We start from the raw sequence: 23,157 nt of genomic DNA, 5'->3' as shown, positions 1-23,157 counted from the left end.
CTTCCCTTATTGAAATCAGACATTCTTTACTCAGTGTAATAATCGCTATGCTGGCGGTGCGCAAGACGGGACAGGCATTCTAAATGTTTCTCGCTATATTATACTCATGCTAACTTATACCACCGCCGCGGACAGATAAAATCGTCCTCTTAAATAGAGCTTATTTTCAGTAAAAAAGTGTTTGATGAGTTCGTCTACCGCTTCTCTGTCAGCAGAAAAGGTTATTTCCATAAACAGAGTATCATACCCTATTTTGATATTTTTTTTCTTACAGTAAGCACGGATCTCATCCTGCACACTCAGCAACGGCAGGCTAAATGTGTATAGCGGTTGCGGTTCTTTTTTCGCCGCTTTCTCAAAAACTTTAGTGACCAGATCCCCAAGATCGCGCTCCGACCGGGTACGGTTATTAAAATGCAATAAACTACGTCTTTTTACCACCCAGCCTCCAGCCAGATACCGCTAACAATAACTCTCACTTCAATGTGTGAGGCTCATGACCACATCCAGAATCAACTCCAGATAGTATTTCAAATAAACAGACCGCACTATAGCGCATACCTTTTTCAGATACAGTTTACAGGGATACCATCTTTATATCCACTGCGCACAGTTGCCTCAATCACGTATTCCGCGATAGCACAGCCTGTCAACCTTATTCTATATAACCAAGTTTAAACAGAACCTTACCAGCCAGCGATACCAGTTCAGGATTTTCAGGATAAAAATGGAGTAGTGGGAAAAATACTGCCTCGCCGATAATGCTCCGGCTATTGGCATTGTTCGGGCGCAATCCCCAGATATTTTGATAAGTGACCGGTACCACCTGCCCGTTCATGGTTGTGTTACCGATATACAGCATAATATGCCCTGGAATATAGACCAGCGTAGTAAACGGTTTTCCGTACCTGGTGAGATAATCGATCCGCATTTGGGTGCTTTTACTGCTGAGATCGACGACTCGTCCAGCAGCCTCTACCTGCGCGGTTGAATGTCTGGGTAGGAATATGCCAAACGGCATCATCAGGCTGCGGATTTCGGCTGAACAATCATTATAAAAGTTAAAATTTCCCCAGCCGTAGGGGGTGCCGCCCATTGATTTCATTAATACGGCAATATTTTCCGGCGTCATTTTCCACGGCATAGCCGTAAACTCTTTGTCACTTAGCCAGACCCAATGGATAGACGCACGACCATTGCTGTCGCGAACTGGCGCCGCAATCAGGAAAAGACCCGCTCGTTGATTCCGGAACGGTAAAATAGTGCCCGGTCGCCCGGTGAAATAATAGACGCCTGCGGCATGGACAGAAACTGGCGAGTTGATAAATGCTCCCAGTTGCTTATGAGCGAGCGAAACCCACTGGGTTACAAATTTCTGATCCACACTGGCAATATCCTCACTATGAACCCAACCTGTTACCGCCGGTGAAACGACATATTGCCAACGTTGGTCTTTGCTCTCCGTTAGCGTATAGACCGGCGTGCCGGGGCGCAGCGAAGACATTTGTAAATTATCAAAAGGGTACCCCTCGCCCGCCCGACGGGGATCGTTAAAGAGCGGATCGTCCGTTGGTAGTGCTCTGACTAAACTCTCTCTGACCATAATGCCACGTCGGGAGGCATGATATATATCATCAATCTGCGTATCCGCATTCCCTCTTACCCCCGCTTTCCAGTGTGAGGAATACAATCTGAAATTTTCCCCCCAATAAGCACTGCCGTCGCTAAGGAACTGCTTAATACTGGCATCCCGGGCCTGCCCTGCGTTTTTTTTCAGCAACGTGGTGATATAAAAAACATTCCACGGCGAGTGTGCTTCACTGTCCATTCCGAAATAATGGGATTTCAGTGCGCTAAAGTAGCGTTGTTGGGTAGCACTATCAATAACCGGAATAGTGTAATCAGCCGAGTCCGGAGGTATCCATTTATCGACCGACTGTGAATAATCCGCTAACGGAAAGCGCGTTTTTGTTGGGTCAATATAACTCCCCGCGGGGATTTCACCTTTGGCCGTTGGTCGGTACGTCGTCTGGTGACAAGCGGTAAGGCACAGCGGCATCAATAAAACGGCCCAGGCTTTGTTTTGCATCATCATCTCCGTAACGTAGGGAAAGCACAATATAGAGACTGACCAAAATCACCATTTACGAAAACCTAAAATTGTCTGTAGTTGACCTGTTATTAAGACATTATTGCAAAACGTGATTAAAGCATGATGCCAATCACATTATCTTATGATGAATGTTAGTCTGCTATTTACCTTTAATTAAATTGTGCAAAAAACATCCATTATGTAGCGATATACTCGTTTAATTTGCATAAATACCCCACTGACCAGCCCCCGTTTTTTTCAGACAATACATACTGTAGCGTGTCGATTCTGCTATTTTTATATATCCTGCAAAATCATTTGCATCGACGTAGCCGATAAAATTACGCGCATCACACGTAGAAGATGAATACTCACCCGGAAAAACATGGGTTACAACTTCCGTATCAGGTTCATATAAAATAAAAAAGAGTAGAAAAGTGCAACCTACAATTCCAATATTAATGAAGCTAATAAAGAATTTTGCATTATCGGTATATTTCACTGGCATATCTACCCTCTTCATAAATCAGGAATAAAACATATCAGTATTTTTTATACAGATTAATGAATTTTACCGGCTGATTTACCTGACGTTTAGTATTTGCCAGCATGGTCCTGGAGGGCGGTAACACGATAACTGCTATACTGGCAGAAATGCCGCTACCAATGTTTTTTACTGTGAATAGCACTGGAAAGTTCACGCTCATGACCGGCGTGTGAATTAAAGGCACAAAAAAACCACCCGTAGGTGGTTTCACGACACTGCTTATTGCTTTGATTATTCTTGTTTTTCCCATGGTACCCGGAGCGGGACTTGAACCCGCACAGCGCGAACGCCGAGGGATTTTAAATCCCTTGTGTCTACCGATTCCACCATCCGGGCTCGGGAAAAATTGGAGGCGCGTTCCGGAGTCGAACCGGACTAGACGGATTTGCAATCCGCTACATAACCGCTTTGTTAACGCGCCAAATTTTTCATCCAGCATCCGCTTTACGCCAATGCTTTTAAACTGGAGCGGGAAACGAGACTCGAACTCGCGACCCCGACCTTGGCAAGGTCGTGCTCTACCAACTGAGCTATTCCCGCATTATCAAGCAACTTGTTAATCACTTGATTTTGTTATCGTCTGGCAATCAGTGCTGCCGTTCGATGCGTTGCATTCTACTTACCTGACGCACTGAGTCAACGATATTTTTCGTCACTCACGATCGTTTGCTGAAATTTGCGGCGAAACGATCACTGATCAAGCAAATCTCCACGTGCCGCGCTCAAATATTGCAACATGGACCACAACGTTAACACTGCTGCGACAAAGAAAAGCGCGATACCCGCATACTCCACCCAGATATTCGGACGCCACAAGAGCCACGCCAGCGCCACCATCTGCGCGGTAGTTTTGACTTTACCGATCCAGGAAACCGCTACGCTACTTCGTTTGCCCAGCTCCGCCATCCATTCACGCAGAGCAGAAATAATAATTTCGCGGGCTATCATCGTCGCCGCAGGTAACGTCACCCACCAGCTATGATAATGCTCGGTGACCAGCACCATGGCGATCGCCACCAGTACCTTGTCGGCAACGGGATCGAGGAAGGCGCCGAAACGCGTACTCTGGTTCCAGCGTCGCGCCAAAAAGCCGTCAAACCAGTCGGTAATAGCGGCAATACAGAAAATCAGCGCGCTGACCATCGGCGCCCAGGCGAACGGCAAATAAAACACCACGACAAAGAATGGGATCAGGATGACGCGAAACAGCGTGAGCAACGTAGGGATATTAAATTGCATAGTGACGGGTAACTATCTGTTGTCAGTGAAATTACCCCTATGTTGCTACAGTGGCCTCAATGTTTCAACGACCAGAAGATCTTTTCTGCCAGACCTTGCGAAATACCCGGCACTTTTGCAATTTCTTCTACGCTGGCGTTACGTAGTCCTTGCAAACCCCCCATATATTTCAGCAGCATTTGACGGCGTTTAGGCCCAACGCCTTCAATAGTTTCCAGCGTACTGGTGTTTTTTACCTTCGCCCGTTTTTTACGGTGCCCGCCGATCGCGTGATCGTGCGACTCATCGCGAATATGCTGAATGACATGCAGCGCTGGGGAGTCTGGCGGCAGGCTAAACCCCTCGCCTTCCGGTTCAAAAAAAAGCGTTTCCAGCCCGGCCTTTCTGTCCGCGCCTTTGGCAACGCCGAGCAGCAACGGGCGATGCTTATCCCAGGGAACATCCAGCTCAGCGAAAACGGCTTTCGCCTGGGCGAGTTGCCCTTTTCCGCCGTCGATCAGAATTACGTCCGGAATCTTACTTTCTTCTATGGCCTTGCCATAACGTCGACGTAGCACCTGATTCATCGCCGCGTAGTCATCACCCGGCGTGATGCCCGCGATATTATAACGACGATACTCGGCGCGTAATGGCCCGTTAGCGTCAAATACCACGCAGGATGCGACCGTTTGCTCCCCCATGGTATGGCTGATGTCAAAACATTCCATTCGCATGACCGCAGGAAGTTTTAACACCGTCGCCAGCGCGGTCAAACGCTGCGTGACGGTGGACTGCTGCGAAAGTTTAGTGGTTAAGGCCGTCGCCGCGTTGGTCCGCGCCAGCTTGAGATAACGGGCGCGATCGCCGCGCGGCTTTGTCTGGACATGAATACGCCGTCCGGCAAGTTCCGACAACGAATCGGCCAGCAGCATTTTATCGCTCAGGTTAAAATCGAGTAGTATCTCGCCCGGTAGCGTGCGCATCTGGCTACCCTGCAGGTAAAACTGGCCGACAAAGGTTTCCACCACTTCGCCCAGTTCCGTACCGCCAGGCACTTTTGGAAAATAACTGCGGCTGCCCAGCACCTTACCCTGGCGAATAAACAGCACATGCACACAGGCCATACCGGCATCAAAAGCCACGCCGATAACGTCGAGATCGTCGCCCGTATTGGAGACAAACTGTCTCTCCGTAACACGGCGTACCGCCTGAATCTGATCGCGAATACGCGCCGCCTCTTCAAATGCCAGATTCTGGCTGGCCTTTTCCATCCGGGCAATCAACTGTGTTAACACCTGGTCGTCTTTGCCGGACAAAAACAGCCGGACATACTCCACCTGTTGCGCGTACTCCTCCTCGCTGACCAGTCCTGCAACGCATGGGCCTAAACACCTGCCAATCTGGTATTGCAGGCAAGGACGCGAACGGTTGCGATACACGCTGTTTTCGCACTGGCGGATAGGGAAAATTTTCTGTAACAGCGCCAGCGTTTCCCGCACAGCATAGCCATTAGGAAACGGACCGAAGTACTCGCCTTTCGCATGTTTGGCGCCACGGTGCATCGCCAGACGTGGATGAGTATCGCCGCTCAGGAAAATAAAAGGATAGGATTTATCATCACGCAACAACACGTTGTAACGCGGTTGATACAACTTGATGTAATTATGTTCAAGTAGCAGCGCTTCCGTTTCGGTATGCGTTACCGTGACATCAATGTGTTGAATTTGCGCGACTAACGCTTCGGTTTTACGCGAAGCCAGGTTGCTGCGAAAGTAGCTGGAAAGACGCTTTTTCAGGTCTTTCGCTTTGCCGACATAAATAACCGTACCACCAGCGTCATACATACGATAGACGCCGGGTTGACTGGTAACGGTTTTCAGGAACGCCTTTGCGTCAAACATTTCACTCACTGGCTTGTTAACGTCTCCGCATTACACAGGCCATGGCGGATTGCCAGGTGAGTCAGCTCAACATCACCATGAATGTTTAATTTACTGAACATACGATAGCGATAGCTGTTCACCGTTTTAGGACTGAGATTAAGCTGTTCTGAAATCTCATTGACCTTCTGACCCTTAGTGATCATCAGCATAATCTGCAACTCGCGTTCAGACAAACTGGCGAACGGCGTTTCCGTTTTTGCAGGCTCGATCTGACTGAGCGCCATCTGCTGGGCAATATCGGAAGCGATATAGCGTTGTCCGGTATACACCGAACGAATAGCGCTCACCACCTCCTGAGGCGCGGCACCTTTACTGAGATAGCCTGCTGCGCCAGCCTGCATCACTTTGGCGGGCAACGGGTTCTCCGTATGGACGGTCAGCATGATCACTTTGATATCCGCTGTCGATCGGGCAATTTTACGCGTCGCCTCAAGGCCGCCGATACCAGGCATGTTCATATCCATCAGCACAACGTCAACGGCGTTAGTACGGCACCATTTTACCGCATCCTCTCCGCAGCACGCTTCACCGACAACTTTAATGCCCTTTATATCTTCAAGAATGCGTCGTATCCCTGCGCGCACCAGTTCGTGGTCATCAACAAGAAGAACGTTGATCAAAGGAATATCTCCAGAATAGGGATAACGCTACTGATAGTTAATCGCCCTTATATTAGCTGGTTTTATCTCAACTTTGAAACGTAAAAAAACGCCGGCTATTCGATTTTGCTCTCGTTTTTGGAAATTATGTTGTACGTCATGCGGAAACCGCCAGTGCTGTAGCCCCTTCTGGCGCAACCGCCTCAGTCAGGTATTTCATAATGGTGACAAAAATTTCACGTTCCGCTGTCTAAACACTAATTAGGAAATCAACTTTGTAACAATAATTAACGAGTGAAATACGCGTAATAAACAAAGAATGAAGAAAATATATGCATCACGCGGCAACGTTTATTTTATGGGTAAATCTTCGGCTTTTTGATCAAAAAACAACCACTGCTATTTTTAGCGTAGCTTATGGTATACTCCGCCGCCTTAACATCTGCTATCGCACATTTTCACTGAAACATAACGAGGAAAATAAATGAGTACGCCTGATTTTTCCACCGCTGAGAATAATCAAGAACTGGCTACTGAAGTCAACTGCCTGAAAGCCATGTTAACGCTGATGCTGCAGGCGATGGGCCAGGCCGATGCAGGCCGCGTGATTCTTAAAATGGAAAAACAGATCGCGCAGATGGATGATGAAGCACAAGCGGCGGTATTTTCCAGTACGGTTAAGCAAATTAAACAGGCTTACCGCCAGTAGTAAAAAACCGGCTGTTAGCGTTGCTTTCAGCCGGTTTCGCGTCTGACGTGAAGAATCGTCAACGCGTCATATCAGACCTGTCGCCGCAGCGTAGCAGGCAATCTGCGTTTTATTCGGCGCATTGAATTTCTTCTGCATGTTTTTCTGGTGGAAGTTAACGGTATTTTCAGAAATCGACAGAATAATAGCGATCTCCGATGAGGTCTTCCCCTCCGCTGTCCACTTCAGAATCTCTTTCTCACGTTTACTGAAACGCATCTCCGGCGCCATCACCATGTCGTCTTCCAGTCTTGTTAGCGCCGAAAGACTCTCCCGCGCCAGCAGTTGCAACCTCAGCTCCACTTCATCGTAGGTAAAGGAGGAGCAACGCAGACTGCCACGAGAGACAGACAAAAAGCCCAGCGCCCGATTCGGCAACATCACACACTGGGTTACGCTTCTGCGTAACCCGAAACGCCGGGCTGCATCCCACATCGCCTGTGCCTCATGAAATAGCACGTCATCCCAATGTAAATGGCCCTGCCTGAAATTTTCCGGCTTTAATACCGGATCGATCGCGAAATAGTTTTCGGACTGGTAATGCGTTACCCACGCCTGAGGATAAGTGGTACGAAGCGATATTTTAGGCCGGGTAAAGGGAATGGGATGACGAACACATAGTGCATAATAATCAAATTCCAGCCGCTGTGTCTGATATTGCAATTCAGTATAAACATCTTCTGCTGTCGCCATCTCCTGAAAGCGTAACAGCATTGCGCGTCGCCAGGTGAAGAAATCATTTTCCTGCATATTTTGTGGTCACGCCTTTGATATTGATAATCATTATTATGAATGATTCAAATTAACACATAAATAGCGTTTATATGTAAGAAATATCGGACGAATCGTAGAATACTTGAGCGGCATTACAGTTTTCTGCTTGCGCCTGAGGGAGTAGCTAATATTCTGGCAGAATTAGTTCATAATTATTCATTGCGCTCGCCCGAAGCACGGTTAATTCGGGCGAGCGTTGAAAAGGCATTATTTCATTAAAAATTTCTCAAGGAACTGGCGGGTACGCGGATGTTTAGGATCAGCGAATAAGGTTTTCGCAGGCCCTTGCTCAACAATTCGCCCCTGATCCATAAATATTGCCCGGTCAGCCACGTCGCGCGCAAAGCCCATTTCGTGAGTGACAATCACCATTGTGCGCTTTTCCTGCGCCAGCTGGCGAATCGTATTGAGCACCTCGCCAACTAATTCAGGATCAAGCGCCGAAGTGGGCTCATCAAACAGAATCACTTCCGGGCGCATCGCCAGCGCGCGCGCAATCGCCACGCGCTGCTGTTGCCCGCCCGACAAACGACGCGGATAGCGGGTCTCTTTTCCGGCCAATCCGACTTTGGCTAACAGTTCCCGCGCCAGCGCCGTCGCGTCGGCTTTCGGCTCCCCCTTTACAATCACCGGACCTTCAATGATATTTTCCAGCACAGTACGATGCGGGAACAGGTTAAAACTCTGAAAGACAAAGCCGACATGCTGGCGCAACTGGCGAATCAGCCCTTTCTGCTGGCTTAATGGGCGGGCGGTATCAATGACAATGTCGCCCACTTTAATGGTGCCCGCTTCCGGTTGTTCCAGCAGGTTAATGCTGCGTAATAACGTTGTCTTCCCTGAGCCGCTCGGGCCGATAATGGCGACGACTTCTCCGGGCTTCACCTCAAGGTCGATACCGTGCAGCACCGTTTGACCATGAAATTTTTTGACCAGGTTGGTGACTTGGATCGCACTCATTTTGGCTCTCTCTCCTGGCGGTTAAGCTGGTTTTCAAAATAGTTTTGCAGTGCCGATAAGACGGTCGCCATCAGCCAGTAGATTAACGACGCAGCCAGATACATGGTAAACACCTCCAGCGTTCGCGAGGTAATTAACTGCGCCTGGCGAAACAACTCCGGCACCTGAATCGTCGCGGCGAGCGATGTATCTTTCACCAGACTGATAAAGCTGTTGCTCAATGGCGGAAGCGCGACGCGAGCCGCCTGCGGCAAAATAGCGCGGCGTAGCGTTTGCCACGGCGTCATGCCAATACTCGCCGCCGCTTCCCATTGTCCCTTGTCGATAGCCGAGATCGCCGCGCGCAGCGTCTCAGACGTGTAAGCCGCGGTATTGAGCGATAAACCAATCATCGCCGCCGGAATAGGGTCCAGCTCAATACCAAATTGCGGCAGGCCGTAATAGATCATAAATAGCTGGGCGATAAGCGGCGTACCGCGAAAAATCGAGATATAAAAGCGCGCCAGCCAGCGAACCGGCCATAGCGGCGACATCCGCATCAGCGCCAGCACAAATCCCAGCAGCAGGCCGAAAAACATACCGCCAATACTCAGTTGCAGGGTAAATACGGCGCCTTTAAGCAAATACGGCAGCGATTCAATAACCAGTTGGATACTTTCTTGCATTCGCGTTGATTACCTGGAGATTATACATGAGGATGGTAGGCAAACAGCGCAGGCGCCCCACCGGTGTGAATAAAGAGAATCGGCCCGTCATCGTTAAAGCGTTTCTGGCTGATGCCGTCTATCAGACCCGCCATCGCTTTGCCGGTATATACCGGGTCCAGCAGTACCCCCTCCAGACGCGCCAGCAGTTTCACCGCCTCCATCCCCGCGTCATTTGGCACGCCGTAACCTGGAGCAAAATAGTCATCCCATAAATGAATATCCGCCGTCGCCGTCAGCGCCAGCTTACCGGCAATAGCCTGCTGCAAGGCAATCACTTTTGGTTTCTGCTCGACGACAGAACGTGAAACGGTCACGCCAATCAGTTCGACATCAGGCATCAGGTGTTCCAGCCCGACGGCTAACCCGGCGTGCGTACCTGCGCTGCCGGAAGCCACCACCACCGAAGAGAGTCCGACGACCTCTTCACACTGCCGGGCGATTTCCAGAGCGCTCTCTACGTATCCCATTGCGCCCAGCGCGCTGGAACCGCCAACGGGAATCACATAGGGCCTGAACCCTTGCGCTTCAATGCGCGTCGCCAGCGTTTGAAGTTGCGCATCCGGATCGGTCAGCGCATCGCACATCTCAATTTGCGTATTAAATAAATCCAGTAACAGGCGATTACCATTCGTCAGGTAATTTTCCGCGGTAGTACCGATGGGATTTTCCAGTAAGGCGACGCAATGCAGTCCCAATTTAGCCGCGACCGCCGCCGTCTGACGGACATGGTTCGACTGAATCGCCCCTGCGGTTACCAGCGTATCCGCCCCTTCCCGCAGCGCGTCGGCCACCAGAAACTCCAGCTTGCGCAGTTTATTGCCGCCCATCGCAATGGGCGTAACGTCATCGCGCTTAATGTAAATCTCACGGCCAAGATAATCAGACAACCGCGGCAGGTATTCGAGCGGGGTAGGCGCGCCGATAAACTCCAGACGAGGGAAGCGCGTTAAGTGATGTAGTGGCATTAAGCCTCCGGTAGTGTTGTCGTGTGTTCTTTTTATTATGCACGTTGATTCAACGGAAATAAAAAAGGCGCCGATTAACGCGCCTCCGTTTGCTGACATAGTATGAGATGGGTATTGCCCGGCGGCGCTCTGCCTGCCAGGCAACGTAGAGGATTATTGGGTCACGTCAGCGCCAAACCATTTTTCGGAAAGCGCTTTTAAGGTGCCATCTTTTTGCATTTCCGCAATCGCGTTATCTACCGCCTTCAGCAAATCTTCGTTACCTTTACGTAATGCAACCCCGGACTCCTGACGCGAAAAAGCATCACCGGTGACAGCCAGCGTCCCTTTGGTTTTTTTCACCAGATCCAGCGCCGCCAGACGATCGACTAAAATCGCGTCAATACGGCCTACGCGCAGATCCTGGTATTTCGTAGGATCATCGTCGTAGGTACGGATATCCACGCCCTGAACATGTTGACGTAGCCACTCTTCATAGTTAGTACCCAGCCCGACGCCTACTTTTTTGCCCTGCAGATCGGCAGCCGTTTTGATCGTGCCTTCATTCCCTTTTTTCACCAGCGCCTGAACGCCGGAGACAGTATAAGGTGTAGAGAAATCATATTTTTTCTTGCGGACGTCTGAAATCGTGACCTGGTTTATCACCACATCAATACGTTTAGAATCCAGCGACGCCAGCATTCCGTCCCATTTGGTCGGCTTCAGCGACGCTTTAACGCCCAGATGTTTTGCTAACGCCTCGGCGAAGTCGACTTCAAAACCGGTTAATTTGCCGTTGTCGCCCTGAAAGCTAAACGGCGGGTAGGTGCCTTCCAGCCCTACCAGTAGCGTGCCGCGTTCTTTAACTTTGTTCAGCAAACCCTCATCGGCAAAGCTCTTCGCGCTCATTCCCGCAACCAGCGCCACAGCCATTACTCCCATCAGTGCCTGACGTCCCAGCAGTGCTAATTTCATAGTAACCCCGAATATTGCCGTTAATGACCATAGACTGTGTCCCGCCATGGCGCATCGTCACGTCTCATGAACCTTGGGGGGACTCAGCCTAATGTAGAAGGTTTACCGCAATTCACCAACACGACTCTGCTACATCTTATTCTTTTTTAATATATATCAGAACTGGCGGTAAAGGGGGATATCTGTCTGGGCGCAATCTGTTTATGCGCTTTATATTGCTGGTATTTACGCAGTGCGATACGGTAATTATTGGTGCTGGTTTCCGGCAACCATGGCGCCAGGCTTTCGTCGAGAAAACCGTCCCGCAGCAGATCGTGGGAAATGTTTTGCTCGCTGAGATAATTGCCAAGACGTCGCAAACGCACTACATATTCCCGCACCGTGCCATGGCTCATCTCGGTTTGTTCAAACAAATACTGTTTAAAACCGATAATATCGAAAAAATCGCTCTGTTTTTTGCAGTGTAAATCGCCGCAAAAGCGACACAGCGCCACCCACTCTTTTTGCTCTCGCTGCCAGGCAGCGTCGTCAAGCAGCATATCCAGCTGTGAAATGGCGATTTTATTAACGATCTTGCCACGACGAACCAGCGTAATGCGATCGAGCAGTTTGTGACAATGCGCGCAATGCGTCTGGCTGTGTTTAAAGTCTTTAAGATAGCGGCTCAGGGGCCGCCTTTTAGGTTGCTGCACCGTCATGAGAACTCCTGGTAGTCTATACGTTGTGCGGCACTTTTCGGGTGCGATCATGCGCTACCTATAACTTACCCAGTTTGGTACGTAATCGTTTGATGGCCTGACTATGCAACTGGCTGACCCGCGATTCGCCGACTTCCAGTACCGCGCCAATCTCTTTCAGATTGAGCTCTTCCTGATAATACAGCGTTAACACCAGTTGCTCGCGTTCCGGCAGCGATTCAATCGCGTCCATTACCCGCTGTCGCAGGTCACCCTCCAGCAGTTGATGTAACGGGTTTTCCTGTTGATGTTCTTCAGTCACCAGTTCGATGCTATCGCCATGCTCTTCCCGCCACTCATCGTAAGAGAAAAGTTGGCTGTTATTGGTGTCGAGCAACATCTGACGATACTCTGCAACAGGAATGCCAAGACGTTCCGCCACTTCGGTTTCCGTCGCATTACGCCCCAGTTCCTGCTCCAGTTGTCCCATCGCCTGCGCCACTTCGCGGGCATTACGCCGGACGCTACGCGGCACCCAATCGCGGCTGCGTAATTCATCCAGCATCGCCCCACGAATACGCTGCACTGCGTAAGTGGTAAATGCCGTTCCTTGCAAAGCGTCATATCGGTCGACCGCATTTAATAACCCGATGCCGCCCGCTTGTAGCAGATCGTCCAGTTCCACGCTCGCCGGCAATCGCACCTGCAGGCGCAATGCTTCGTGACGCACCAGAGGTACATAACGCTGCCACAGCGAGTGTTTATCCATTACACCTTCAGCGGTATACAGTGAATTCACGATAAACAGCCCTGCGTTAAATGAGTTATCGGCATGATTATCCGTTTCTGCAGAGGGTTCTATCGAAGGAATAAGGCTATAAAAGAAGGGTTATTTCACTTATGTAACCTGTAGCGCCTTTTTTGCGGATAAAAGAGCAGAATAAAATCAGCCAGATAGAATTAACGGGATGCGCAAGAGCCCACCCCGAACAAAATTATGTCAGAAGATGAATCATCGACAGATCGTCGCCAGTACGCACCGTTTCTATATGGCGATGAAAATTCTTCGCCACCTCGCTGTTATGCTGACTGCGGGAGTGAAAACTATACACAATGTTGGTAACGTCATCCCACTCAAGCCGCCCGCGCTCATGCACGCTGGCCGCCGTTAATAGCTTAATAAACGCATATTCCGCCACGATAATATACAGCGCGCGTAACGGGTCAACATTCGGCTGATTGGGGAAATTATTTTCCCAAATTTTATAGAGAATTAAATTCCTGAAGGCCCAGCACCCCTGCTGCTCATCCGCCTGCAAACAACGTGCGAACGAGGTCTCAATATCGCCGACCTTCTGCTCCATTGAAACGCCCTCTTCCGCCGTCAACACCCGCAGAAGACACTGGATGTAGTGATCAAGGATAATACTGCCGCGATTAAGCGGGAGCGAGCGGAAATAGTTCTGCATCTGCAATACCAGCGAGGTTTTTACCTTGCTATCCGGCGCGATATTCATCAACTCCTGCGCCAGCACGCCTGTCTGCAATTGCTCAAGTAACGCGGCATACACTTGTTCCAGTTCACCCAGCGCCGCATCATCAATTTTGGCAAATTTCTGCGCATACATGACAAATTTAATTAACGCATAGAGCGCGGCTTCCGTACTGCTGTTGGCATGGTTGATCAAACTCAGGCAAAACAGATTGAGTAACTTTTGCTGCGGTGGAAATAACGGCGCAGTATTGAATGTCTGCTGAATGATTGTTTTTTCGCCAAGCGCCATCGCGTCAGGGTCGTTTAAAATGCGGGACGTCACCTCCGGGCAGGCAAGGCTCAGAGAGTTACGTACCTCATTTTTATAGGTATGATGCGCCCGCGGGAAAGAGGAACAGGTATGACTTAATGCCTTTGCTCCCAACGTTTTTTGCACCCGGCACAGACGGTCCTCATCCAGATAGGGGCAATTTCCCAGCGCGGAAGGCAGTTTAATTTCCCCCCAGTGGCTGTTGTTCTTTTTCAGCAGAATAATATGGTCTTGCGCTATGGTACGAATCGTCGTGTCTTTACTGGCGAGATACTTTTTGACCGTCGTCTTATCCAGCGTGATTTTCCAGCCCTTACAACAGTGGTCGCGACAGGCCGAGCCAGAACAGGAAAAGCGGGTGACAAAGGCAGGTTCAGTGACGGTGATTTCTTTCATTACACAGGCTCCGGAATTAAAAAAGGCAGCTTTCGCTGCCTTGATTGTGTACCACGTGTCGGTGAATCAATCGCCGGATTAACGCAGTAAAGAGAGGACGTTTTGCGGAACCTGGTTAGCCTGCGCCAGAACGGAAGTCCCTGCCTGCTGCAGAATCTGCGCACGAGACATGTTAGAGACTTCGGTCGCATAGTCGGAATCTTCGATACGGCTACGGGCAGAAGTCAGGTTGTTTACGGTGTTGCCCAGGTTGGTGATAGCGGAGTTGAAACGGTTCTGTACCGCACCCAGGTCAGAACGTAACGTGTCAACCTGTGCCAGCGCAGCATCAATTTTCTGCAGCGGGTTTTCGGTGGTTGTGGTAGCCGCTTCCGCCAGATCGGGCTGTGCTTTAAAGTTGTGACCTTCGGCTTTACTCGCAGCGTAAGTTTTACCACCAATAGAAACAACTTCGGTTTTGCCGTCTGCGCCACCCAGTTGGTTTAGTGCGGATTTAGTATTGCCGTCTTTATCGGTATATTTAGTGGTGTTAATGCTGATCGATCCATCTTTATTTTTTGTTGCAGCATAAATATCTGCCCCAACTTTAACACCGAAACCGCCATCAATAGTCTTACCGTTTTTATCAGTATAAGACATTGTGACTAATCGGCCTTTACCAGCGTCCGCTACGCTAACGCCACTATCAGTCAATTGTTTTTTAACATCAGCACTGAGAGCTACGGGTTTTGACTGCACAGATGTAACTTCTTCAGCACCCGCCGGTACCGTTGCGCCAGCCGTTGTTAACCCTGCACCAATTTTAAGAGCACCAGTTGTTGCATTTGCGCTAACTTCATAGAAGCCATTACCACTACTTAGCCCATCAATCTCGACGAAATATTTATCGTCAGCGCTGTTATAATATACTTTATCATCTTTTACTACAGCGGTTCCTGTCGGAGCAGGAGTCCCACCAACTGCAGCCTTAAGGTTAGTATCATTAAGCGCGGTGAGATCAAATGCCTTACCACCACTACCATCAGTAACAACTTCGCTCTTCACATCATATTTTTTCTGCACATTCAGCGTATCCAGACCCAGGGTCTGAGAGTTGATCTGCTTCAGATCGATGTCGATAGTTTCACCGTCATTGGCGCCAACCTGGATGGTCAGGGTGTTGTCCTGCGCCAGAACTTTCACGCCGTTGAACTGAGTCTGACCGGATACACGGTCGATTTCGTTCAGACGCTGGGTGATTTCAGCCTGGATAGAGTCGAGGTCAGACTGGGAGTTGGTACTGTTAGCAGACTGAACCGCCAGTTCACGCACACGCTGCAGGTTGTTGTTGATTTCGTTCAGCGCGCCTTCAGTGGTCTGCGCAATAGAAATACCGTCGTTAGCGTTACGGGAAGCCTGAGTCAGGCCTTTGATGTTCGCGGTGAAACGGTTAGCAATCGCCTGACCTGCCGCATCGTCTTTCGCGCTGTTGATACGCAGACCGGAAGACAGACGCTCAATAGCGGTGCCCAGTGCGGACTGGGATTTGTTCAGGTTATTCTGGGTCAACAGCGACAGGCTGTTTGTATTAATGACTTGTGCCATGATCTTTTCCTTATCAATTACAACTTGATGTTATTGGGCTGTTGCCCACGGTTTCTCACCGTAACCCTTGTATCGGCACCTGAATTTCGAACTTTAGAAAATTTTTCACTTCCCCCGATCTTTTTCTTAGCCTGCGAAATAGCCGCTTTATGCATCATTATTCCGCGCATTATTTTTGCAAAATTAACATTAAACTTTGCCTCCAGATTGCCGATAACGCGCTTAACTACTGTTTGCAATCAAAAGGAAGAAGGCATGGCTTCAATTTCATCATTAGGTGTGGGATCAAACTTACCGTTGGACCAGTTGTTGACAGACCTGGCAAAGAACGAAAAAGGACGCTTAACGCCAATTACCAAGCAGCAGAGCGCGAATTCGGCAAAGCTTACTGCCTACGGCACACTGAAAAGCTCATTAGAAAAATTCCAGACGGCAAATACCGCGTTAAATAAAGCGGATCTGTTTAAGTCTACCGTGGCGTCCAGTACTACCGACGATCTCAAAGTCAGTACTACCGCTGGCGCTGCCGCAGGTACTTATAAGATCAGCGTAACCCAGCTTGCCGCCGCACAGTCGCTGGCGACAAAAACCACCTTCGCGACCACCAAAGAGCAGTTGGGCGATACGTCGGCCACGTCCCGGACAATTAAAATTGAACAGCCGGGACGTAAAGAGCCGCTGGAAATTAAGCTGGATAACGGCGACACCTCAATGGAGGCGATTCGCGATGCGATCAATGACGCCGACAGCGGTATTTCCGCCAGTATCGTTAAGGTCAAAGAGAACGAATTCCAGTTGGTGCTTACCGCCGATAGCGGTACCGACAATACGATGAAGATAACGGTGGAAGGCGATAAGAAACTTAACGATCTACTCGCCTATGACAGCACCACCAATACCGGCAACATGAAAGAGCTGGTGAAGGCGGAAAATGCAAAGCTGAACGTAAACGGTATCGATATTGAGCGTCAGAGCAATACCGTAACCGACGCCCCTCAGGGAATTACGCTAAACCTGACGAAGAAAGTGACCGACGCGACCGTGACGGTAACGAAAGATGATACTAAAGCGAAAGAGGCGATTAAATCCTGGGTTGATGCCTATAACTCGCTGGTGGACACCTTTAATTCATTAACTAAATATACTGCTGTCGAGCCGGGCGAAGAGGCCAGCGATAAAAATGGCGCTCTGTTAGGCGATAGTGTGGTTCGTACTATTCAGACCGGGATTCGGGCACAATTTGCCAATAGCGGTAGTCACTCTGCGTTCAAAACGATGGCGGAAATTGGCATCGCCCAGGATGGGACTTCCGGCAAACTGAAGATTGATGATGATAAGCTGTCCAAGGCACTGAAAGATAACACAGCCGCAGCACGTGAGCTGCTGGTGGGCGATGGTAAAGAAACGGGGATCACCACCAAAATTGCCACCGAAGTAAAAAGTTATCTGGCGGATGACGGCATTATTGATAATGCGCAGGACAACATTAACGCCACGCTGAAAAGCCTGACCAAACAATACCTGTCCGTTAGCAACAGCATCGATGAAACCGTTGCCCGTTACAAGGCCCAGTTTACCCAACTGGATACCATGATGAGTAAACTGAATAACACCAGTAGTTATTTGACCCAGCAATTTACAGCAATGAGCAACTCCAGATAACAGAGGTCACCATGTACACCGCGAGCGGTATCAAAGCTTATGCGCAAGTCAGCGTGGAAAGCGCCGTGATGAGCGCCAGCCCGCACCAGTTGATTGAAATGTTGTTTGATGGCGCGAATAGCGCCCTGGTGCGCGCTCGCCTGTTTTTAGAACAAGGCGATGTTGTCGCGAAAGGTGAAGCGTTAAGCAAAGCTATTAATATTATCGATAACGGTCTGAAAGCCGGTCTCGATCAGGAAAAAGGCGGTGAGATTGCGACGAATCTTTCCGAACTATACGACTATATGATTCGCCGTTTACTGCAGGCTAACTTGCGTAACGACGCTCAGGCCATCGAAGAAGTGGAAGGGTTACTCAGCAATATTGCAGAAGCCTGGAAGCAGATTTCACCGAAAGCATCTTTCCAGGAGTCTCGTTAATGACCTCAACCGTGGAGTTTATCAACCGTTGGCAGCGTATTGCGCTGCTCAGTCAATCGCTGCTTGAACTTGCGCAGCGAGGTGAATGGGATCTCTTACTGCAACAAGAGGTCTCCTATCTGCAAAGTATTGAAACGGTGATGGAAAAGCAAACTCCACCGGGCATTACGCGAAGTATTCAGGATATGGTCGCCGGGTACATCAAACAAACGCTGGATAATGAGCAGCTCCTCAAAGGGCTGCTGCAACAGCGACTGGATGAACTCAGTAGTTTGATCGGACAATCCACCCGCCAAAAATCGCTCAATAACGCTTATGGCCGTCTTTCCGGTATGTTACTAGTGCCAGACGCGCCTGGCGCCTCATAATATTTTCCCGTCTCGTATGAAAACTCCTCCATACTCCAGAGGTCGGCTAAACGACTTCTGGAGCGCGGAAGATGAAAAACCCCACCTTATTGCAGTACTTCCACTGGTATTATCCCGACGGCGGTAAACTCTGGCCTGAGCTGGCGGAACGTGCTGATGGGCTGAATGATATCGGTATCAATATGGTCTGGCTACCGCCCGCCTGTAAAGGCGCCTCCGGCGGCTATTCCGTAGGCTATGATACCTACGACCTATTTGACCTCGGCGAATTTGACCAAAAAGGCACCGTCGCGACAAAGTACGGCGATAAACGCCAGTTACTGACAGCGATAGACGCGCTCAAAAAAAATAATATTGCGGTGTTACTCGACGTGGTTGTGAACCACAAAATGGGCGCAGACGAAAAAGAACGTATTCGCGTCCAGCGCGTGAATCAGGATGACCGCACGCAAATCGATGACAACATCATCGAATGCGAAGGCTGGACGCGCTACACCTTCCCTGCCCGCGCGAGCCAATATTCCAACTTTATTTGGGACTATCACTGTTTCAGCGGCATTGATCACATCGAAAATCCCGATGAAGACGGCATTTTTAAGATCGTCAATGACTATACCGGCGATGGCTGGAACAATCAGGTTGATGATGAGATGGGTAATTTTGACTACCTGATGGGCGAAAATATCGATTTTCGCAACCATGCGGTTACGGAAGAGATTAAATATTGGGCACGCTGGGTCATGGAACAAACCCACTGTGACGGCTTTCGCCTGGACGCGGTAAAACATATACCCGCCTGGTTTTATAAAGAATGGATTGAGCATGTACAGGCCGTCGCACCAAAACCGCTGTTTATTGTCGCAGAATACTGGTCGTATGAAGTGGATAAACTACAAACGTACATCGATCAGGTTGACGGGAAAACCATGCTGTTCGACGCGCCATTGCAGATGAAATTTCACGAGGCCTCCCGCCAGGGCGCGGATTATGACATGCGCCACATTTTCACCGGCACGCTGGTAGAAGCCGATCCTTTTCACGCGGTAACGCTGGTCGCTAACCACGATACACAACCGTTACAGGCGCTGGAAGCCCCGGTAGAACCCTGGTTCAAACCGTTAGCCTATGCGCTGATCCTGCTTCGTGAAAACGGCGTACCGTCGGTATTCTATCCCGATTTATACGGCGCCAGCTATGAGGATAGCAACGAAAATAGTGAGCCCCGTCGGGTCGAAATGCCGGTCATTAACCAACTGGATCGGCTGATCCTCGCTCGTCATCATTTTGCGCACGGCATACAAACACTCTTTTTCGATCATCCTAACTGTATTGCCTTTAGCCGCAGTGGTACTAAAGAAAACCCAGGCTGCGTGGTCGTACTTTCTAATGGCGACGACGGTGAAAAAACCCTCCTGCTCGGCGACAATTACGCTAACAAGACCTGGCGTGATTTTCTGAGAAACCGGGATGAGCATGTTGTAACTAACAAGCAAGGCGAAGCGACTTTTTTCTGCAACGGAGGCAGCGTCAGCGTGTGGGTTATTGAGGACGCGTGATGAACTTTCCCGGCGGCAGAACGCTGCCGGGAAGCAAAATTACGGCAGTGGCGTCGGCAGTGGCGTTTTTTCTAACGCGGCGGCGCACTCCGGCGTCGGACGAGCGACCCGTTGCAGCGTCATACCATCATATTCCAGGGTATTCCCGTCGCGCTCAATCTCATAAAGCTCACGCTTAACCGTAACATTGGTTAAATCATCGGAGAGCATGGTCAGCTTACCCGGCAGGGCAATAACGCGCTGCCACTGGCGACAGTCCAGCGTATCGCCGTCTTTAGTTACTACCAGGCTGGCGATAGCTTCAGGACTCACCAGCTTACGTTGCGGGCCTTTTGACTGCCAGTACCCTTCCAGACCGGCCGGCGCTGGCGTTTTCACCACATCATTATAATTTTCCACCTCAGCGCATCCGGCCAGAACCAGCAATGCGCCAACGATCGCTACTTTTTTCATCATTCATCCTGCATCAGAAGAAAGAGGAATTGTGGCATTAAAGCCCTGATGCCGCCAGCCTTTCCAGGCTCTGGCCGCAATTTGATCCAGTCGGTATTACCGCTTATTAGGTGTGGGCAAATTCTGTGATCGGTGTAGTATGCACACTTCTTGTTTCACACCTTCTGAGTTCAGAGGCTAAACACATGTCATGGCAACACTTCAGGCAAACCTGGTTAATTAAATTCTGGGCCCCGGCCCCTGCGGTGATCGCAGCCGGTATTCTCTCTACCTACTATTTTGGCATCACCGGTACTTTCTGGGCCGTGACGGGCGAATTTACCCGCTGGGGCGGGCAAATTTTACAGCTTTTTGGCGTTCATGCCGAACAGTGGGGCTACTATAAGCTGATTCATCTGGAAGGTACGCCGCTGACGCGTATCGACGGAATGATGATCCTCGGCATGTTCGGTGGCTGTTTCGCCGCCGCGCTGTGGGCCAACAACGTAAAACTGCGTATGCCGCGTAGCAGAATCCGTATCGTGCAGGCGGTGGTCGGAGGCATTATCGCTGGCTTCGGCGCGCGTCTGGCGATGGGGTGTAACCTGGCCGCCTTTTTTACCGGTATTCCGCAGTTCTCCCTACACGCGTGGTTCTTTGCGCTGGCGACCGCTATCGGCTCCTGGTTCGGCGCCCGCTTTACGCTGCTGCCGATATTTCGTATACCGGTGAAAATGCAGAAGGTCTCCGCGGCTTCCCCGCTGACGCAGAAACCGGATCAGGCAAGACGGCGTTTCAGGCTCGGTATGCTGGTCTTTATCGGCATGATGGGCTGGGCGCTGTTAACGGCAATGCATCAGCCGAAACTGGGACTGGCGATGCTGTTCGGCGTCGGATTTGGACTACTGATCGAGCGCGCGCAAATCTGCTTTACCTCGGCCTTCCGCGATCTGTGGATCTCCGGACGCGCCCATATGGCAAAAGCGATTATTTTCGGCATGGCGGTCAGCGCCATTGGTATTTTCAGCTACGTGCAGTTGGGCGTTGCACCTAAAATTATGTGGGCAGGCCCGAATGCGGTCATTGGCGGACTGCTGTTCGGTTTTGGCATCGTGCTGGCGGGCGGCTGCGAAACCGGCTGGATGTACCGCGCCGTAGAGGGCCAGGTGCATTACTGGTGGGTGGGACTCGGCAATGTCATCGGTTCGACCATCCTGGCTTACTACTGGGATGATTTCGCGCCCGCGCTGGCGACCAGTTGGGATAAAGTGAACCTGTTGAGTACCTTCGGCCCGCTGGGTGGTCTGCTGGTCACGTATCTGTTGTTATTTGCCGCGCTGATGTTAATCATCGGTTGGGAAAAATGTTTCTTCCGCCGCGCCGGGCTAACTCTCGCTAAGGAATCCACATGAAAAATATCGTCCCTGATTACCGTCTTGATATGGTTGGCGAACCCTGTCCGTATCCGGCGGTAGCGACTCTGGAAGCGATGCCGCAGCTAAAAAAAGGGGAGATTCTGGAAGTGGTGAGCGATTGTCCGCAATCTATTAATAATATTCCGCTGGATGCGCGCAATCATGGCTATACGGTGCTGGATATCCAGCAGGATGGCCCAACAATTCGTTATCTGATTCAAAAATAAGCGCATGCTCCCGCTGTACGTTACGGCGGGAGACATTTTTTACGGCGTAACAGGCAAAAATCTAAAACACATAAAATAAATCAGACAAGGTTGTCTTGTGCGCCGCTGCATAAATCTATTATTAATAGATACCGCTTTAATTTTTTCTGAGATGATGAAAAATTTATGACTATTTGACCAAAATATAAAGTAATTATTATTTTTCGCCCACACCATAAAAACTATCGGATATTGATACTTTTACTCACTGATGCCATCAGGTGAGATTTATTTATGCGCAGCAAAAGTCAAAAAAATGATAAAAGTTATTCTCATTTCTCTTATGGTAACCGTCAGCCTTGCTGCTGCCCGTTACTCACCCGTCACAGTAGTCAATGCGTATCCCAGCGTCATTGCCCGCTGTCTCGCTGATAATCTGTACCAGTATGGTTATATACTGGATCTCCATGAAACAGATTTTCCAGGCGTTAATAAAGAATTTACCGTGTATTATCGCAACGGCGCGCACATTGCCGGAACATTCTGGATCGCAAACTCAATGTCAACATCGCCAGAACGAACGGTAGGGATGTATGGCGTCAGTAAACAAGCGTACCCTATTTTTAATAAGTCCCTGCAACAATGTGCAACCCGCTTATCAATGAAATGAGCTCGCCTCGCAAAAAATAAATCCACTTTCTGACGCACTAGTTACATAAGTCACGCCCCCAGCCACTGACTTATGTAAACGCCTGGGAGCTCGCTGCCGATGTGTTGTCAGCTCTGGCTTAAACCTGCATCGACATTACTTCCTGGTACGCAGCCACCAGCTTGTTGCGCACCTGAATTCCCATTTGCATGGAGACGGACGCTTTCTGCATATCGGCCATCACATCATTAAGCGCAATGCCCGGCTCACCCAGAGTGAATTTTTCAGCCTGAACGCGCGCCTCCGTCTGCTTGTCGCTAATACGATCCAGCGCAGCATGTAGCTGACCGGCAAAACTCACCGTCGGCTGCGAGTGCGTTTCTTGCCCGCGCGCGGCCACCGCCGTCGCCTGTAACTGGCTAATAACCCCTTCAATCCCCTGTATTGCTGCCATGCTATTCCCCTGGATGATTTTTTACGC

The 23,157-nt window shown here is 49.9% G+C and carries 25 protein-coding genes, 3 tRNA genes and 1 pseudogene; 9 read left to right on the top strand and 20 right to left on the bottom strand.

Translation table 11 applies throughout. From position 1 onward, the window contains the following. Window positions 1-114 precede the first annotated feature (114 nt). The 9 genes and pseudogenes from AC3G3F_RS03695 to uvrY all read right to left on the bottom strand — a co-directional run bounded on the left by AC3G3F_RS03695 (window position 115) and on the right by uvrY (window position 6,420). Window positions 115-441 carry a hypothetical protein gene (locus tag AC3G3F_RS03695; RefSeq protein ID WP_023248828.1) on the bottom strand — a complete coding sequence of 109 codons (327 nt, stop codon included), beginning with the start codon at window positions 439-441 and terminating at the stop codon, window positions 115-117. A gap of 214 nt (window positions 442-655) precedes the next feature. Then, on the bottom strand, window positions 656-2,095 hold the full coding sequence (locus tag AC3G3F_RS03690; RefSeq protein WP_077918487.1) for an SH3 domain-containing C40 family peptidase: 1,440 nt from the start codon (window positions 2,093-2,095) through the stop codon (window positions 656-658). Between the two features lie 214 nt (window positions 2,096-2,309). Then, window positions 2,310-2,641, bottom strand: a pseudogene (locus AC3G3F_RS03685) (hypothetical protein). 247 nt (window positions 2,642-2,888) lie between these two features. Continuing rightward, window positions 2,889-2,975 (bottom strand) — tRNA-Leu (locus AC3G3F_RS03680). An 11-nt stretch (window positions 2,976-2,986) separates the two neighbouring features. After that, window positions 2,987-3,060 (bottom strand) — tRNA-Cys (locus AC3G3F_RS03675). 43 nt (window positions 3,061-3,103) lie between these two features. After that, window positions 3,104-3,179, bottom strand: a tRNA-Gly gene (locus tag AC3G3F_RS03670). A gap of 150 nt (window positions 3,180-3,329) precedes the next feature. Further along, window positions 3,330-3,878 carry a CDP-diacylglycerol--glycerol-3-phosphate 3-phosphatidyltransferase gene (pgsA, locus tag AC3G3F_RS03665; protein ID WP_001160192.1) on the bottom strand — a complete coding sequence of 183 codons (549 nt, stop codon included), beginning with the start codon at window positions 3,876-3,878 and terminating at the stop codon, window positions 3,330-3,332. A 56-nt stretch (window positions 3,879-3,934) separates the two neighbouring features. Then, the gene (gene uvrC, locus AC3G3F_RS03660; RefSeq protein ID WP_023248831.1) at window positions 3,935-5,767 is read right to left on the bottom strand and encodes an excinuclease ABC subunit UvrC; all 1,833 of its coding nucleotides are present in this window, start codon (window positions 5,765-5,767) and stop codon (window positions 3,935-3,937) included. Further along, on the bottom strand, window positions 5,764-6,420 hold the full coding sequence (gene uvrY / locus AC3G3F_RS03655; RefSeq protein ID WP_023248832.1) for a UvrY/SirA/GacA family response regulator transcription factor: 657 nt from the start codon (window positions 6,418-6,420) through the stop codon (window positions 5,764-5,766). The genes uvrC and uvrY overlap by 4 nt, the downstream gene beginning before the upstream one ends. A 311-nt stretch (window positions 6,421-6,731) precedes the next feature. On the opposite strand from uvrY, the gene AC3G3F_RS03650 reads away from it, so the two are divergent. Together AC3G3F_RS03650 and AC3G3F_RS03645 are read left to right on the top strand one after the other, a co-directional pair. Further along, window positions 6,732-6,887 carry a hypothetical protein gene (locus tag AC3G3F_RS03650; protein ID WP_023248833.1) on the top strand — a complete coding sequence of 52 codons (156 nt, stop codon included), beginning with the start codon at window positions 6,732-6,734 and terminating at the stop codon, window positions 6,885-6,887. Continuing rightward, window positions 6,884-7,108 carry a DUF2594 family protein gene (locus AC3G3F_RS03645; RefSeq protein WP_000106483.1) on the top strand — a complete coding sequence of 75 codons (225 nt, stop codon included), beginning with the start codon at window positions 6,884-6,886 and terminating at the stop codon, window positions 7,106-7,108. The genes AC3G3F_RS03650 and AC3G3F_RS03645 overlap by 4 nt, the downstream gene beginning before the upstream one ends. Before the next feature lie 66 nt (window positions 7,109-7,174). Here AC3G3F_RS03645 and sdiA read toward each other — a convergent pair whose 3' ends face one another. The 9 genes from sdiA to AC3G3F_RS03600 all read right to left on the bottom strand — a co-directional run bounded on the left by sdiA (window position 7,175) and on the right by AC3G3F_RS03600 (window position 15,969). Next, entirely contained in the window at window positions 7,175-7,897 is a 723-nt protein-coding gene (gene sdiA, locus AC3G3F_RS03640) for a quorum-sensing transcriptional regulator SdiA (RefSeq protein ID WP_023248834.1), read from the bottom strand. A gap of 231 nt (window positions 7,898-8,128) precedes the next feature. Then, window positions 8,129-8,881: an L-cystine ABC transporter ATP-binding protein TcyN gene (gene tcyN, locus AC3G3F_RS03635; RefSeq protein WP_218506373.1), complete on the bottom strand. Its 753-nt coding sequence runs from the start codon at window positions 8,879-8,881 to the stop codon at window positions 8,129-8,131. Further along, a complete protein-coding gene (gene tcyL, locus AC3G3F_RS03630) occupies window positions 8,878-9,546 on the bottom strand; it encodes a cystine ABC transporter permease (RefSeq protein WP_023248836.1) in 669 nt (222 codons plus the stop codon). Before tcyL ends, tcyN begins: the two co-directional genes overlap by 4 nt. A 20-nt stretch (window positions 9,547-9,566) precedes the next feature. Next, window positions 9,567-10,553, bottom strand: a complete 987-nt coding sequence (gene dcyD, locus AC3G3F_RS03625) for a D-cysteine desulfhydrase (RefSeq protein WP_023248837.1) — start codon at window positions 10,551-10,553, stop codon at window positions 9,567-9,569. A gap of 153 nt (window positions 10,554-10,706) precedes the next feature. Beyond that, complete coding sequence (gene tcyJ, locus AC3G3F_RS03620) at window positions 10,707-11,507, bottom strand: cystine ABC transporter substrate-binding protein (RefSeq protein ID WP_023248838.1); 801 nt, start codon at window positions 11,505-11,507, stop codon at window positions 10,707-10,709. A gap of 146 nt (window positions 11,508-11,653) precedes the next feature. Then, the gene (gene fliZ, locus AC3G3F_RS03615; protein WP_023248839.1) at window positions 11,654-12,205 is read right to left on the bottom strand and encodes a flagella biosynthesis regulatory protein FliZ; all 552 of its coding nucleotides are present in this window, start codon (window positions 12,203-12,205) and stop codon (window positions 11,654-11,656) included. Window positions 12,206-12,263: 58 nt separating this feature from the next. Beyond that, window positions 12,264-12,983 (bottom strand): RNA polymerase sigma factor FliA, encoded by a 720-nt coding sequence (locus tag AC3G3F_RS03610; RefSeq protein ID WP_001087453.1) that lies wholly within the window; start codon window positions 12,981-12,983, stop codon window positions 12,264-12,266. Between the two features lie 196 nt (window positions 12,984-13,179). Next, complete coding sequence (fliB, locus tag AC3G3F_RS03605; RefSeq protein ID WP_114048890.1) at window positions 13,180-14,385, bottom strand: flagellin lysine-N-methylase; 1,206 nt, start codon at window positions 14,383-14,385, stop codon at window positions 13,180-13,182. 78 nt (window positions 14,386-14,463) lie between these two features. After that, a complete protein-coding gene (locus tag AC3G3F_RS03600) occupies window positions 14,464-15,969 on the bottom strand; it encodes a FliC/FljB family flagellin (protein ID WP_488394459.1) in 1,506 nt (501 codons plus the stop codon). Window positions 15,970-16,224: 255 nt separating this feature from the next. Here AC3G3F_RS03600 and fliD point away from each other — a divergent pair, with 255 nt between their 5' ends. The 4 genes from fliD to amyA all read left to right on the top strand — a co-directional run bounded on the left by fliD (window position 16,225) and on the right by amyA (window position 19,974). Continuing rightward, window positions 16,225-17,631, top strand: coding sequence for a flagellar filament capping protein FliD (gene fliD / locus AC3G3F_RS03595; protein WP_023246854.1), 1,407 nt, complete (start codon window positions 16,225-16,227; stop codon window positions 17,629-17,631). 11 nt (window positions 17,632-17,642) lie between these two features. Next, window positions 17,643-18,050: a flagellar export chaperone FliS gene (gene fliS / locus AC3G3F_RS03590; protein ID WP_000287764.1), complete on the top strand. Its 408-nt coding sequence runs from the start codon at window positions 17,643-17,645 to the stop codon at window positions 18,048-18,050. Next, window positions 18,050-18,418 carry a flagella biosynthesis regulatory protein FliT gene (gene fliT, locus AC3G3F_RS03585; protein ID WP_000204899.1) on the top strand — a complete coding sequence of 123 codons (369 nt, stop codon included), beginning with the start codon at window positions 18,050-18,052 and terminating at the stop codon, window positions 18,416-18,418. Before fliS ends, fliT begins: the two co-directional genes overlap by 1 nt. Window positions 18,419-18,489: 71 nt before the next feature. Next, entirely contained in the window at window positions 18,490-19,974 is a 1,485-nt protein-coding gene (gene amyA / locus AC3G3F_RS03580) for an alpha-amylase (protein WP_488394457.1), read from the top strand. Between the two features lie 39 nt (window positions 19,975-20,013). On the opposite strand, the gene yedD is transcribed toward amyA, so the two are convergent. Continuing rightward, complete coding sequence (gene yedD / locus AC3G3F_RS03575; RefSeq protein ID WP_023246852.1) at window positions 20,014-20,427, bottom strand: lipoprotein YedD; 414 nt, start codon at window positions 20,425-20,427, stop codon at window positions 20,014-20,016. Between the two features lie 128 nt (window positions 20,428-20,555). Here yedD and yedE point away from each other — a divergent pair, with 128 nt between their 5' ends. From yedE to AC3G3F_RS03560, 3 genes are all read left to right on the top strand, one after another. Next, window positions 20,556-21,818, top strand: a complete 1,263-nt coding sequence (gene yedE / locus AC3G3F_RS03570; RefSeq protein WP_488394656.1) for a selenium metabolism membrane protein YedE/FdhT — start codon at window positions 20,556-20,558, stop codon at window positions 21,816-21,818. Continuing rightward, window positions 21,815-22,048 carry a sulfurtransferase-like selenium metabolism protein YedF gene (yedF, locus tag AC3G3F_RS03565; RefSeq protein ID WP_000790504.1) on the top strand — a complete coding sequence of 78 codons (234 nt, stop codon included), beginning with the start codon at window positions 21,815-21,817 and terminating at the stop codon, window positions 22,046-22,048. The genes yedE and yedF overlap by 4 nt, the downstream gene beginning before the upstream one ends. Before the next feature lie 250 nt (window positions 22,049-22,298). After that, window positions 22,299-22,697 (top strand): hypothetical protein, encoded by a 399-nt coding sequence (locus tag AC3G3F_RS03560; RefSeq protein WP_162786016.1) that lies wholly within the window; start codon window positions 22,299-22,301, stop codon window positions 22,695-22,697. Between the two features lie 118 nt (window positions 22,698-22,815). Here AC3G3F_RS03560 and fliE read toward each other — a convergent pair whose 3' ends face one another. Next, window positions 22,816-23,130 carry a flagellar hook-basal body complex protein FliE gene (fliE, locus tag AC3G3F_RS03555; RefSeq protein ID WP_023246849.1) on the bottom strand — a complete coding sequence of 105 codons (315 nt, stop codon included), beginning with the start codon at window positions 23,128-23,130 and terminating at the stop codon, window positions 22,816-22,818. Window positions 23,131-23,157 lie beyond the last annotated feature (27 nt).

It is taken from the genome of Salmonella sp. FC25216 (assembly GCF_057751355.1).
Note: the sequence above shows the minus strand (reverse complement) of the source record. Positions and strands in the feature narration are given on the sequence as shown.